Genomic DNA, 12,285 nt, shown 5'->3' on the forward strand with positions numbered 1-12,285 from the left:
GCATGTTATGAGTTACATACCAAATATGATTACGATAGCCAATTTTGTATGTGGACTTCTCGCTATTTACGCTATTCTCGTTCACGATATGTATTTGGGAGCAGTTTTTATTATTACAGGTATGTTATTTGATTTTTTTGATGGCATGGTCGCTCGGAAACTTGATGCTGTTTCGGAAATTGGCGGAGAATTAGATTCATTTGCAGATTTAGTTACTTTTGGTGTCGCACCGTCTATTCTTGCATATAGTGTCGCTTTAAAAGATTTACAGTTTATCGGGATGATATGTGCGCTTGCTTACAGTGTTTGCGGAATGCTTCGACTTGCGAGATTTAACACGCAGCAAAGCAAACTTCCGACGTTTATTGGAATGCCTATTCCATTCGCGGCAATGTGTCTCCTTATTATATGCTTTTTGAATAATCCAGTTTCCGTGGCGTTTGGCACATGCGTACTCGCTTATTTAATGGTGAGTAAAATTAAATTTCCTCATTTTAAAAAAGATATATCCGAAAAATTGGAGTCTGAAAGATGGAATTAGTACAGCAGGTTATAACAGATTATGGTTACCTCGCTATTTTTTTGATGCTTCTTCTTGGAATTGTAGGATTACCAATCCCTGATGAAGTCATAATGACAGTAGTAGGTTACTTTACGAATATTAATGTTTTAAATTATGAGCTTGCCATTTTAGTCAGTTTTGTAGGAGCGTTGTTGGGTATGGTGATCAGTTATATGATCGGCAAAAAGGCAGGGCGTCCTTTCATTGATAAGTATGGAAAATGGGTTGGTTTGAAGGAAAAGAGAATGAGCAAAGTTGCAAAATGGATGGAGAAATATGGACCCTATTCTCTTGTTTTGGGTTATTTCATTCCAGGCGTTAGACATATAACATGTTACCTTTCGGGGGTTAGCAAAATGAATTTGAAAACTTATATTTTGTTCGCTGCTATCGGTGCATTTTTATGGTGTTTCACTTTTATTACTATCGGCAGAGGTATAGGAATTATCCATGAATAAGAAGGTGTTGAATGATCGAAAAGATTCTAACTGGAAAAGTTAACTTTAAAATGATTCAAGACCGTTTTGACAATGGTTTGCGATTAACGCATTCTAGGGAACACGTTATCAAAAGTGAAAAATTGTACGTCTAGACACCATTTAACTGATTACCTGTACGTTGGGGATAAAGTGTTATTTTGTACAGAAAATCCGTGTTATTGAATAGATATATAAAATAAAAATCCGACTTTTATATGGAAGAGAGCATATGGCGTTGGATAGTAGCAGACGTAATTGATGATACGTAAATACAACGAGAAAGATAAAGGGGTACGGCATGATTCGTATGGCACTAAGATCATTTAACGTACAAATGTATTGCTTGCTAGGTGTGATGTTGTTGGGATGGTTTATGACACCTTTCCCATTCCATTTTGTAGGGATAAGCATTGGCCTTTTGGTGAGTATGTACTGCGTCTGGATTTTAGGAAGGCGTATTGAAAAGTTCGGAAATAGCATTGTAAAAAAAGAAAAAGCACCGATGCTTGGAATGATGAATCGATTTGCAGCCGCGATACTCGGTGCGATTATTATGTATGAAATTGAACACCACGATTTCATGTGGACATTTGCTGCTGGAATTATGGGTGGGTATTTCTTGATTATTATTAATTTAGGATATTACAGCATGAGAGATGCGAAGAAATAAAGTGCTGTGTAAATAACTAATTTGGATAACTTGAATGTATAAACCTAAAAACTTTCCTTTATAGAGAGCTTTTTATTACAAAGAAAAGACACCCATATAAGAGTGTCTTTTCCAATAGTTTTTTAGCAGAAGCAAGAAGCTCCAACAATGATCAATAAAATAAACAATACAACTAATAAAGCAAAGCCGCCGCCACAACTACTACAACTACCACCAAATCCCATAATAGCTCCTCCTTTAATAAGAGGGGAAAACAAGGGTACACTCATGTATTTTAACGGATTCAAATTACTTTATGTTTTTTACGCAATAATTGAGCAGGTCCTTTTGAAAATAAAGAAAAGACACCCTAAGGTGCCTTTCTCCGACTTGAACCATCTTAATTTTAATAATATTGGACTCCCGTCCGAATATTATTTTACCATGTTAAGTTGTTTTTGGAAATATGCCATATCGATAATTACAATCATATCATTAATAAGAACCCCATAAATGATAAACCATTCCACTAACAAAAAACACTAATCCTAAAAACAAAACAATTAAAGCAAGTACTCCATTTTGATTATGTTCCATAAAACTAGCTCCTTTTAGATTTATTTTTATATACAAAAAAGCCTTTAGTCGTAATTATGGCTAAAGGCTTTGAGCATTATACTTGTCACTTTATAAAATCTTATGAGAAGAATTTATAATGTTTTTTTATCAAATTTGAAACTGAAAATGTACTAGCTTGATAATGAAGCCTGGCTATTAGAATTGAAAAATTTTAGTTTTACTATAATTAATAGAAATGAGAGTAGTGTGAATATAAATCCACTCCAAATAAGCTGGTGAATACCTAGGTTTGAAATGAACCAGCCGCCAATAGTTGTTCCTAGAGTAATTCCGAGATTTGAGAACGAAACGAATAGACTATTACCAAATTCAGGTGCTTCTTTTGCTTCGCTTATTAACCATGTTTGACCAACAATTAATCCACCAGCATGTACGATTCCCCAAATAAATACGATAAAAATCATTGGAACAAGGTAGGAACCTAAATAATAAACCAATATGTAAACAACAGAATATAGAATAGGGAATGATATTATAGTGTTTATTATGCTTTTTTGTAGGAGACTACCAAATAAATGATTACCTAAAATCATAACTATACCAAATATGAATAGCATGATACTGATGAGAGATCCATTCATGGAAGTTACTTTTGCAAGGTACTCAGCGAAGTAGCTGTATACGGAAAACATGGCTGCAAAAAGGAATGTGACGGTTAAAATATTTAACCATAATCCAGGTTTGCCGAGTATACGAATTTGTTTACCGAAAGACATTTTTTCTTTAACAGGCATAGAAGGAAGTAGGATTAGTATGCCAATGAATGCAAGAGTGTTAACGAACGCTCCGAATAAGAAAGCAATTTCGAGTGAAAATTGGTCTGCAAGGTAAGAGGTTAGTGGTACACCTAAAGCAAAGCCAACAGTAATTCCCATGAAAACTTTTGTAACTGCTTGACCGCTCTTTTCTGGAGGGACAAGTTTAGCAGCTGTTACAAGAGCGATTGAAAAGAAGAGTGGATGAAGCGCTGCTGGTAAAATACGAAAAATAAGCATGATTTCAAATTGTGTTGTATAAGCGTAGATTATATTTGAAATAACAAATATGAAAATTGCTGTTAATAAAATTATTTTGCGATTAATACTAGAGACGAGCAGAATTAAAAACGGACCAGAAATAGCAACAACTAGTGCAAATATACTTACTAAAAATCCAGCTTGTGTAGTTGAAATTCCGAATTTTTGAGTGATTTGTGGTAATACGCCGACAATACCCATCTCGGTAGTAATAATTCCGAACACACCTATTGCGAGTGTCAGAATAAGTAAAGGATTTACTTTTTTCATTTATAAAATTCTCCATTCATATCAGTATTTTGAAAGTAAATTCATTAACAAAGAAGCATTATTACAAGCATGATTGGATGCCAATATTATCAGGACTATGTAATCTGAAATACAATAACAGATATCTAAATAACTAGATATGATATGTTAAAAAATTTTCTCCTTTCCATGTTTCTTGCTTTTATAGGTAGTGCAATTTTATAAAAAAGTAATTGGATACCTGTAAAAAAGCAGAATGTGTGAAAGCTAATAATCAATTGATATGCAGATTGATTATTAGCTTTCATTTTATAATTCGTTTTGGACGTATTCAGAAAACTCTCGTATTGTTTTTTCATTTCGGCGATAGTATGTCCATTTTCCAATTCGGTCAGATTCTAGTAGTCCTGCCTTTTTCATAGTTAATAAATAACTAGAAATAACCGATTGAGCTAAGCCAGTTTTAAGCTGGATATCTCCTACACAGACTCCAACTTGAAAGTTAAGGTCTTGCTCTAGATAAGGTTTTTCATCGAAATGGTTTTCTGGATTTTTCAACCATGATAAAATTTGACATCTTGTTTCATTTGACAATGCTTTATAAATTAATAAAGGTTCCATAAGGATATTATATCTACTTTTATAGATTTGTAAATGGGATTTGGTGATTTTGAGGGAAGAAGGTATATGTGATCCCCTTAAATAGTAAGGAGGTGCTCTGGATCTATACCCTTTGTAAAGGACATTCTAAAAAAGTTAGGTAACCTCAAGAAGATGATTTCTGTATGCAAACAGGAGTCATCTTCTTTAAATTCCATTGATAGCAAGAATGATTATAGTACGTCATATATGGGGTAGAGTCAGGAAAATGCGCATTTACAACGATAAGCATTTTGATACAAGTCTTATGAGACATTATGAAGTCTAATTTAAAGGTGATTTGATTATGTACCAATAGGCTTTACTCTATTGAGATTGTGAAGTTTCCTACTTAAACTAACGGGGCAGGTTAGTTTGATAAGGTGATATTTGGATTAAGATAGATATAATTAGAAAAATTAATAACAAGGGGTGATTTTTTGGAGGGAAATATTGGGGATGTAGATTTTTTTAAACAAGTAGTAAAAAGACTTTGCAACTAATAAAATAATAAGGTTTACTTCAGTAAAATAAGGTATAGTATATTTGTTGAATAGATTCTCTTTAAAGATAAGAAAAGTAGGTGAACAAAGTGGGAAAATATCAATTGGATTACAAAGGTCAGGCAGCTGTGGCAAAGTTTCATGAAAAACAGACGCCTGCCAAATTTGATAAAAAGCAGCAACTTGAAAAATTGCGTGCGGAGTATTTGAAAAAGAAGCAAAAACAAACAGATAAATAATATGTTACGTTTTTCCCGATTTTCTGTATATGGTGCAAACACAAGAAAATAGGTAAGTTATTCATCGTTCAAATATATACAGGCTATTTTTTCAAACCTCTTACTTATGCAACTAACGCATGCGTTAGTTCATTAAGAATAACTAAAGAAGTCGATTCCTTGAGATGGAAATCGGCTTTTTTAATAAGTGACATTTCCTTAGCGTCAGGAAAATGCGGATTTACAACGTTAAGGAGTTTACAATATTAAAAAGTCCAATTTCTCGGTATTAAGAAATTGGACTTTTTTCGTTACTTCGGAAAGGCGCCCTTTTATTGAATAAGAATTTTCTTTAAATCGCAGCGTGAATACTGTGTTATATGACGTACCCGATTTCTTCGAGTTACTTTACACTGCTTTTCTGTTTCAATTTTCACTTCAGTAATGTATATTTCATTAAAGGCTTTTTATAAAACATCACTTACTTATTTGTTACCGAGTTGTTCCGCCAAACCGATTAGAAGTCCTTCGGTTCCACGAATGTAGCAGAGACGATACGAGTCCTCGTACTGAACAACTTCGCCAACGAGCTGAGCACCATACTTAGTAATAAGTCTGGATACCATTTCGTCAATGTCTTCAACGGTGAACATGACGCGTAGATAACCGAGGGCGTTTACAGGAGCAGTCCGGTGATCTGCTATAGTAGGTGGGGTGAGAAATCGCGAAAGTTCAATTCGGCTATGGCCATCTGGGGTAACCATCACAGCAATCTCTACGCACTGAGAACCGAGTCCCGTTACATGGCCAGCCCATTCACCTTCGACAGTGGCTCGTCCTTCGAGGTTCAAGCCAATCTCCTCGAAGAAAGAGATTGTGTCATCAAGGGATTCTACAACGATGCCGACATTGTCCATTCTTAGTAATTTGTTTTTTGCCATAGTTTTATCTCCTTAAGTGTAAAAATTTATTATCTGATCATCTTCATAATTATTCTGTTACAAATTCCTTCCAAACAAAAAACACTTTGTCACAATTCATGATAACAAAGAAAAGTCACAGTATAGGAAAATGTGAAATTGGGTTTTCGGGTATGTCATATAGCATCTTGTTAACGAACAACACTTCGTAAACCCTCTACTATTGGAATATTCGCGAACCTTATTTCGTGAATGCCATCATGTTCAAATAGTTTCAAAATTTGATACCGTAGTTGCTATACGATAAAACAACTTCGACTTCCCCACAAAATATTCCTGCCCTGTACTCCATTAAATGGTCCTTTAAGGAATAAGGAATGATTATTTGTTCCCTTCCGATTTCGTTCAATTGCTGAAATTGCCTTGAAGGATTTTGACTAGTCGAACTGACACGAATATAACCGATTTTCCGCAAAATATCACCTCGTTTTGAGACAAATCTTATGAGACACTCATAACTATGATTTTATATATGCTTCATCGGTTAAAGTACTACGAGGCTGTTTTTTATGTAGTTTGCTCACTTGTAGGTGTGATGTTAATTTATTATCCAGCTGTATTTGGAAGACCTATAATCTTCCAATGAGGTGATTAAGATACTGTCAGATAATATAAATATAGCAAATTAGTTCATAAAACAACTGGAAAAGGTTATAATGGTGCATTTAATGTATGGCATTTCCGTAAAGATACAGGGCATCATTATGTGTTGTGCAAAAGGGTATAAAGTTCAATATGGGGCGTGCTTCTAAAAGCTATTAAGATAGGTAGGTGTAAATGTGTTACGTGTTCAATTATCTCAATACTTACTAAAAGAGTCTCAATCTGCTCTTCATACAGATGGAAAACGAGTGTATATGTTAAATGATGAAGGGTTATCACCTTATCCTATCTATTTAAATTATCCTATTATGATGGGTGTGGGAACGAATTGGAATCAGCATAAAGGATTTGAAGAAATCATTAAAGGATTTATAGGCGTAATTAACAAAGTTCCTATGTATATGTTATTTGAAACTTATTTGTGTAGGGACTTTATTGAAGGGTTTTTAGAAGAGAATAAATTCCCGTTTGAGCTGGTTTTTACTAATAAGAAAAGGGATACGAACTTTTTTAACGTGTTAATTACTAATAGTGATGATATAACTACACTTATGAAGTATTTCTTCCAATCAGCACAAGATTCCCTCTATACGGTATTAAGTTATTCAGCGGACTGTAAGATTATTAGCAATAATACTGGGGAGATTGGATTAAAGGCTGACAGTTTCTATCCAAGCTTTTCATTTATGTATGATGCGCAAGAATTATTTGTTATTGGTGGGGAAGAAAAGTGGTCAGATATCCATTATATAAAAAGATTTTTCCATCTTGAGCAGATTACAGATGAGCTAACCATTGATTTAAGAAAATGAATTTAATGATGATGTGTGTTTTAATTATATAAGTCTTGGATCTAAGGAATTAAAGTTAGTTGAGCAACTTTGTGTAGCGGAAGGATTATGTGTATGTCACACCACACTAAAGACCGAAAGTGATAAAGTGTTGTGTAAATAACTAATTTGGATGACTTGAATGTATAAACCTAAAAACTTTCCTTTATGGAGAGTTTTTTTATTACAAAGAAAAGACACCCATATAAGAGTGTCTTTTCCGATAGTTTTTTAGCAGAAGCAAGAAGCTCCAACAATGATCAATAAAATAAACAATACAACTAATAAAGCAAATCCTCCAGAAAAACCGCAGCTTCCGCCGCAACTACCACCAAATCCCATAATAGTTCCTCCTTTAATAAGAGGGGAAAACAAGGGTACACTCATGTATTTTAACGGATTCAAATTACTTTATGTTTTTTACGCAATAATGGAGCAGGTCCTTTTGAAAATAAAGAAAAGACATCCTAAGGTGCCTTCCTCCGACTGGATAACGACATTTCATGTATTGGATTGTGGGAACTGGTGGATAAATTGCAAATTTGTTACCAACTACTCACTTCAACATCCGCCTTCAACCACTTCACCCAATCCAAATCTTCTACCTTAAGCAAACTGAGCGAAACACCCTTCATATCTAAAGAAGTGAGAAGGGTACCAACCTTTACGAATTTAACTTGTAAGCCTTCCAGCTCACATAAACGGCGAATGTCGTTTGCGAAAATGTATTGTTCCATTAATGGTGTCGCACCTAGTCCATTAATGAGGATGGCGAAGTTGTCGCCTTTTCTCCAGCGATAAATGCTTTTTAGTTTATTCATAAGTTCGATCGCTAATATTTCAGAAGAAGATAGTGCTTCTTTACGGTAACCTTTTTCCCCGTGGATACCAACGCCGTAAAACACTTCATCATCATTTAATGTGAATGAAGCTTTTCCTTGTACTGGATCATTTGCAGGGGAAAGGGCAACTCCTAATGTGTGTAAGTTTTGGATGACAGAACGGCCAAGTGCTGTTAGTTCTTCTAAAGAATGTCCTTCAAGAGCGGCCGCGCCTAATATTTTTTGAACGAAAATGGTGCCCGCTACGCCGCGTCTTCTTTTATTAAAAGAAGCATCATCTTCAATTGAAACGTCGTCATTTACGATGATGTGGTCAATTTGTCTTCCTTCTTCTTTGGCGATTTGTTCTGCAGCTAAAAAGTTTTCTACGTCATTTTTAAAGTTTTTAATGATGAATAAAATACTTTTATCTTTTGGTATGAGGCGAGTTGCCGCTGCAATTTGTTCGACTGTAGGCGGAGTGAAGATACTGCCGTTTACTGCCGCTGTAAGCATTTCTTTTCCTACATAACCTATATCAGCAGGTTCGTGTCCGCTACCACCGCCGCTTATAAGGACAACGTTTTGCTTCATTTTTTCGATATCTTTTACATAAATGATGTTATGTGTTTCGTCATAGTTTACTTTGTCGTTATGTTCAAAATAAAAGCCGTGCAGCATATCTTGAACAATATTTTCTACATCATTCATAATCTTTTTCATTGCTTTTGCCACCCTTTAATTACTTTGCTGATTGCTCAAGTAAAAGTAGTAATTGATTGTTTATCATATTTTTCATGAGAGAAGACATAATGGATGGATCTACTTCACATTTACTTTCAATCCAATCTTTTATCGTTCCAACGAAGCCGTGACTATAAAAGGAGGCAATCGTATTTTTTGTTTCAATAGAAAGAGTTAATCTACAGCTCATAGATAGTTCATCAATAATCTTCATATATAAGTTTTTCGTATGCTCAAATAAATAGTGATTAAACGAGTTTTGCTCAATGACTTTAAATGCATTTCGGTAAAACTTTTGATTTTCATAAAAGTAATCAAATAATAAATCGAAAATATTTTCCCATGTTTCATAGTCGAGAAAGTCGATAATGTTTTCTTTCGTTTCTTCTCTATAAATCCAGCTTAATAGTTCAAATTTATCTTTAAAATGATAATAAAAAGTTTGCCTACGCATTTGACAGTGTAACATAATATCGCTCACTGATATTTTATGAAACGACTCTGTTTCCATTAAATGTTTCAATGAATTCGCGATTATCTTTTTAGAAATTATAGAAGAGGTCATCTTAATCATCCCTAGAATGTTAGTAATATAAGGCTGTTTTCTCAAAGATTGTTGCTGTTAAAACTAAAAGGCAGATTTAATCTACAAAACGTGTAGAATACTTTGCTATAATCAATCCAGGATATATAATTATGGTTAATCGAAAGGAGGGATAATAATGAAACAAGTAGCTCTCCATCATTTGCACAAAGAGCATAATAAACGAATAGCAGAATTTCATAAAAACCACGAAATTGAAATTCAGCGTGGTGAAAATGGGAACGGTTTGTTAGCTAAATGGGAAAGATTTTTTTATAACAAGGTAATTTCCCCTCTAAAGAATGTGAAATAATACCTACCTATTAAATGAATTGTCATCCGTGTACAGTTCATTTTTGTATCGCGTTTTAAGTCAAATACGCATTAATCTTTTGTTCTTATTCAACTAAACTGCTCCGTTAGTTACATAACAATAAACCACTGAATCTACCTAAAAAGCATCTGATTAATGATGCTTTTTATCTTTTCTTAATGCTTCAACTGTGAAATAGTTAGATTTTTGACAAGCTGAAATAAGCATTTGCTCTACTCGATTTTCAAATGCTAAGTTTTTATGTAACTCAAGCCAACGATACCAGTAGAGGTAACTATCCAAATAATACGTATCTCCACATTATTGAACGCCTCCTGAAAATGCATTATATTCAACCATAATCAGTATTTTCAAGAGAGCAACAATCTATACGAAAATAGCCTAATATAAAAATCCTATCCATAAATGAGAGCGGTGTCTTTAGACAGATTGTCCATTTTGTCCGTTTACTATAAAACGCTTTCATTTTAACATGAGTAGTAAGAAGAAGATTTCAAATATATCACAATATATTAAAGGAATTGAGGGAGAATCACAATGAAAAAGATTATAAATAAACCAGAAACATTAGTAATGGAAATGTGCAACGGAATGGTTATGGCTCATCCAGAACTTGAGCTTTTGAAAAAATATAAAGTGATTAAGAAGAAAGAAATGAACGAAAATAAAGTAACGTTAATTAGCGGCGGTGGTAGTGGTCATGAGCCAGCACATGCAGGATTAGTTGGAAAAGGAATGTTAGATGCGGCAGTGTGCGGAGATGTGTTTGCTTCTCCTTCACAAATTCAGGTATATCAAGCGATTAAAGAGACGGCAAGTAAAAAAGGTACGTTATTAATTATTAAAAATTATAGCGGCGATATTATGAATTTCAAAAACGGTGCGCATTTAGCGACTGAAGATGGAATTGAAGTAGACTACGTAAAAGTGGACGATGATATTGCGGTAGAAGATAGTCTGTACACAGTAGGACGCCGCGGCGTTGCGGGAGTTATTTTAGTTCATAAAATTGCCGGCGCAGCAGCGGAAGCAGGTATGGATTTAGGAACGGTGAAAGCTATCACAGAAAAAGCAGCGGTTAACGTGCGCACAATCGGTTTAGCGTTAACTTCTTGTACAGTTCCGGCAAGCGGATCACCTACTTTTACACTTGCGGAAGATGAAATGGAATACGGCGTAGGTATTCACGGCGAACCAGGAATTAAACGTGAAAAAACGCTGTCAGCAGATGAATTAGCTAACCGTATGACAAATGATTTAGTAAAAGATTTAGGAGTAAAAGATGGCGAGGAAATCGCGCTTCTTGTAAATGGTTTTGGCGGAACACCACTGCAAGAACTTTACCTATTTAACAACGCAGTTACGAGAGAATTAGCTGCTAGAAACATTAAAATTAATAGAGTATTCGTCGGTAACTATATGACGAGTATTGATATGGCAGGTATGTCTTTGACAGTAATGAAATTAGATGACGAGCTAAAAACATTACTATCGAAAGAGTGTAATACACCAGCGTTTAAAGTAGATGGACCAGTTGAAAGTGTAGAGTATGTTAATGTGCTTGAAGATGTAGAAGAGAAGGAAGTTTCATTTGAACTAGAAACAGCGGAAGAGCACGCTGTTATGAAAGATAATGTAATTACATTAAACAACATGATCTATCTCGTTGATAAAATGAGTGACATTATTATTAAAAATGAAGTACCATTCTGTGAGTTAGATACACATGCGGGTGACGGCGACTTCGGAATGAGTGTGGCAAAAGGATTTAAGCAATTAAAACGTGAGTGGCATTCTATTTTAGGACAAGAGAATGTAACGATTGGATCGTTCCTTGATAGTTGTTCTATGATTATTATGGAACATTGCGGCGGCGCTTCAGGTCCAATTTGGGGCGGTGCATTCCGTGCAGCTAGTAAAGCAGCAGGCGAAAAACGTGAGCTAGCAGTAGGAGAGTTCGCTGAAATGTTGCAAGCAGCACTGCAAGGTATACAATCTATCGGTGAAAGGTCATTCGGTAGAGGAGCAGTAGTTGGTGATAAAACGCTTGTTGATGCACTTGCTCCATGTGTAGATTCTTGGATCGATAGCGCTTCAAATGGTACAGACGTGAAAACTGCCTTTGAAAAAGGAGCAGAAGCAGCGGTTAAAGGAGCAGAGTATACGAAAGAAATCGTAGCTCGCATGGGCCGCGCCGGTACAGTTGGTGAAAGAAGTTTAGGATATCCTGATGCAGGTGCGCATGCGCTTGGGGTTATCTTTACGGAGATTGCGGGTAGTTTGAAATAGAAATGAGAAGATCCCTTCTACCTTAAGGTAGAAGGGATCTTTTTATATTATTGATTGATATATAATTTTGCTAGATGCTTTCCCCAGAAAGATATGTATGTTTATAAATACTAAGATAATAGTGTTAAAAGAAGCAACGTGAGTTCC

General features: G+C 35.0%; 14 protein-coding genes and 4 pseudogenes. 8 read left to right on the forward strand and 10 right to left on the reverse strand.

Annotated features, from left to right (window positions below; all coding sequences use genetic code 11):
• The first annotated feature begins 7 nt into the window (after positions 1-7).
• The 3 genes from pssA (at position 8) to EXW56_RS04910 (ending at position 1,711) form a co-directional block, all read left to right on the forward strand.
• Positions 8-541 (forward strand): CDP-diacylglycerol--serine O-phosphatidyltransferase, encoded by a 534-nt coding sequence (pssA, locus tag EXW56_RS04900; RefSeq protein WP_088098752.1) that lies wholly within the window; start codon positions 8-10, stop codon positions 539-541.
• A complete protein-coding gene (locus EXW56_RS04905) occupies positions 532-1,020 on the forward strand; it encodes a DedA family protein (protein WP_070139653.1) in 489 nt (162 codons plus the stop codon). Before pssA ends, EXW56_RS04905 begins: the two co-directional genes overlap by 10 nt.
• 319 nt (positions 1,021-1,339) lie before the next feature.
• Positions 1,340-1,711 (forward strand): ATP synthase subunit I, encoded by a 372-nt coding sequence (locus EXW56_RS04910; protein WP_098988506.1) that lies wholly within the window; start codon positions 1,340-1,342, stop codon positions 1,709-1,711.
• Positions 1,712-1,833: 122 nt separating this feature from the next.
• Here EXW56_RS04910 and EXW56_RS04915 read toward each other — a convergent pair whose 3' ends face one another.
• The 4 genes and pseudogenes from EXW56_RS04915 to EXW56_RS27915 form a co-directional block, all read right to left on the reverse strand.
• Positions 1,834-1,935, reverse strand: a complete 102-nt coding sequence (locus EXW56_RS04915) for a YjcZ family sporulation protein (protein ID WP_000505688.1) — start codon at positions 1,933-1,935, stop codon at positions 1,834-1,836.
• A gap of 504 nt (positions 1,936-2,439) precedes the next feature.
• Entirely contained in the window at positions 2,440-3,615 is a 1,176-nt protein-coding gene (locus EXW56_RS04920; RefSeq protein WP_215597255.1) for an MFS transporter, read from the reverse strand.
• Between the two features lie 288 nt (positions 3,616-3,903).
• Positions 3,904-4,215 (reverse strand): ArsR/SmtB family transcription factor, encoded by a 312-nt coding sequence (locus EXW56_RS04925; protein ID WP_000433539.1) that lies wholly within the window; start codon positions 4,213-4,215, stop codon positions 3,904-3,906.
• Positions 4,216-4,350: 135 nt separating this feature from the next.
• Positions 4,351-4,444 (reverse strand): annotated as a pseudogene (locus EXW56_RS27915) (IS3 family transposase); the annotation flags it as partial.
• A gap of 381 nt (positions 4,445-4,825) precedes the next feature.
• On the opposite strand from EXW56_RS27915, the gene EXW56_RS04930 reads away from it, so the two are divergent.
• Entirely contained in the window at positions 4,826-4,975 is a 150-nt protein-coding gene (locus EXW56_RS04930) for a hypothetical protein (protein WP_002069316.1), read from the forward strand.
• A 464-nt stretch (positions 4,976-5,439) separates the two neighbouring features.
• Here the strand turns inward: EXW56_RS04930 and EXW56_RS04935 are convergent, their stop codons facing one another.
• Complete coding sequence (locus EXW56_RS04935; RefSeq protein WP_098988504.1) at positions 5,440-5,895, reverse strand: VOC family protein; 456 nt, start codon at positions 5,893-5,895, stop codon at positions 5,440-5,442.
• Positions 5,896-6,256: 361 nt separating this feature from the next.
• A pseudogene (locus EXW56_RS27505) lies at positions 6,257-6,349 on the reverse strand (resolvase); the annotation flags it as partial.
• 78 nt (positions 6,350-6,427) lie between these two features.
• Here EXW56_RS27505 and EXW56_RS27510 point away from each other — a divergent pair.
• Together EXW56_RS27510 and EXW56_RS04945 are read left to right on the forward strand one after the other, a co-directional pair.
• A pseudogene (locus EXW56_RS27510) lies at positions 6,428-6,520 on the forward strand (VanZ family protein); the annotation flags it as partial.
• 193 nt (positions 6,521-6,713) lie between these two features.
• Positions 6,714-7,349 carry a hypothetical protein gene (locus EXW56_RS04945; RefSeq protein ID WP_215597256.1) on the forward strand — a complete coding sequence of 212 codons (636 nt, stop codon included), beginning with the start codon at positions 6,714-6,716 and terminating at the stop codon, positions 7,347-7,349.
• A 249-nt stretch (positions 7,350-7,598) separates the two neighbouring features.
• Here EXW56_RS04945 and EXW56_RS04950 read toward each other — a convergent pair whose 3' ends face one another.
• The 3 genes from EXW56_RS04950 to dhaS form a co-directional block, all read right to left on the reverse strand.
• Positions 7,599-7,709 (reverse strand): YjcZ family sporulation protein, encoded by a 111-nt coding sequence (locus EXW56_RS04950; protein ID WP_000505686.1) that lies wholly within the window; start codon positions 7,707-7,709, stop codon positions 7,599-7,601.
• A gap of 203 nt (positions 7,710-7,912) precedes the next feature.
• Positions 7,913-8,911 (reverse strand): DhaKLM operon coactivator DhaQ, encoded by a 999-nt coding sequence (gene dhaQ / locus EXW56_RS04955; RefSeq protein WP_199661041.1) that lies wholly within the window; start codon positions 8,909-8,911, stop codon positions 7,913-7,915.
• A 19-nt stretch (positions 8,912-8,930) separates the two neighbouring features.
• Entirely contained in the window at positions 8,931-9,497 is a 567-nt protein-coding gene (dhaS, locus tag EXW56_RS04960; RefSeq protein ID WP_002202924.1) for a dihydroxyacetone kinase transcriptional activator DhaS, read from the reverse strand.
• Between the two features lie 157 nt (positions 9,498-9,654).
• On the opposite strand from dhaS, the gene EXW56_RS04965 reads away from it, so the two are divergent.
• A complete protein-coding gene (locus EXW56_RS04965; protein WP_016103924.1) occupies positions 9,655-9,828 on the forward strand; it encodes a hypothetical protein in 174 nt (57 codons plus the stop codon).
• 153 nt (positions 9,829-9,981) lie between these two features.
• On the opposite strand, the pseudogene EXW56_RS04970 reads toward EXW56_RS04965, so the two are convergent.
• Positions 9,982-10,140 (reverse strand): annotated as a pseudogene (locus EXW56_RS04970) (IS1595 family transposase); the annotation flags it as partial.
• A 246-nt stretch (positions 10,141-10,386) separates the two neighbouring features.
• Between EXW56_RS04970 and dhaK the strand changes: the two are divergent.
• A complete protein-coding gene (gene dhaK, locus EXW56_RS04975; protein ID WP_215597257.1) occupies positions 10,387-12,138 on the forward strand; it encodes a dihydroxyacetone kinase subunit DhaK in 1,752 nt (583 codons plus the stop codon).
• Positions 12,139-12,285: the final 147 nt, after the last annotated feature.

Origin of the sequence: Bacillus mycoides (genome assembly GCF_018742245.1) — a bacterium.
Taxonomy (GTDB): Bacteria; Bacillota; Bacilli; order Bacillales; family Bacillaceae_G; genus Bacillus_A; species Bacillus_A cereus_U.

Coding starts and splice junctions, on each gene's coding strand:
- dhaQ (WP_199661041.1), bottom strand. CDS start 8,911: ATGAAAAAGATTATGAATGATGTAGAAAATATTGTTCAAGATATGCTG.
- EXW56_RS04905 (WP_070139653.1), top strand. CDS start 532: ATGGAATTAGTACAGCAGGTTATAACAGATTATGGTTACCTCGCTATT.
- EXW56_RS04910 (WP_098988506.1), top strand. CDS start 1,340: ATGATTCGTATGGCACTAAGATCATTTAACGTACAAATGTATTGCTTG.
- EXW56_RS04935 (WP_098988504.1), bottom strand. CDS start 5,895: ATGGCAAAAAACAAATTACTAAGAATGGACAATGTCGGCATCGTTGTA.
- EXW56_RS04925 (WP_000433539.1), bottom strand. CDS start 4,215: ATGGAACCTTTATTAATTTATAAAGCATTGTCAAATGAAACAAGATGT.
- pssA (WP_088098752.1), top strand. CDS start 8: ATGAGTTACATACCAAATATGATTACGATAGCCAATTTTGTATGTGGA.
- EXW56_RS04965 (WP_016103924.1), top strand. CDS start 9,655: ATGAAACAAGTAGCTCTCCATCATTTGCACAAAGAGCATAATAAACGA.
- EXW56_RS04950 (WP_000505686.1), bottom strand. CDS start 7,709: ATGGGATTTGGTGGTAGTTGCGGCGGAAGCTGCGGTTTTTCTGGAGGA.
- dhaK (WP_215597257.1), top strand. CDS start 10,387: ATGAAAAAGATTATAAATAAACCAGAAACATTAGTAATGGAAATGTGC.
- dhaS (WP_002202924.1), bottom strand. CDS start 9,497: ATGACCTCTTCTATAATTTCTAAAAAGATAATCGCGAATTCATTGAAA.
- EXW56_RS04920 (WP_215597255.1), bottom strand. CDS start 3,615: ATGAAAAAAGTAAATCCTTTACTTATTCTGACACTCGCAATAGGTGTG.
- EXW56_RS04915 (WP_000505688.1), bottom strand. CDS start 1,935: ATGGGATTTGGTGGTAGTTGTAGTAGTTGTGGCGGCGGCTTTGCTTTA.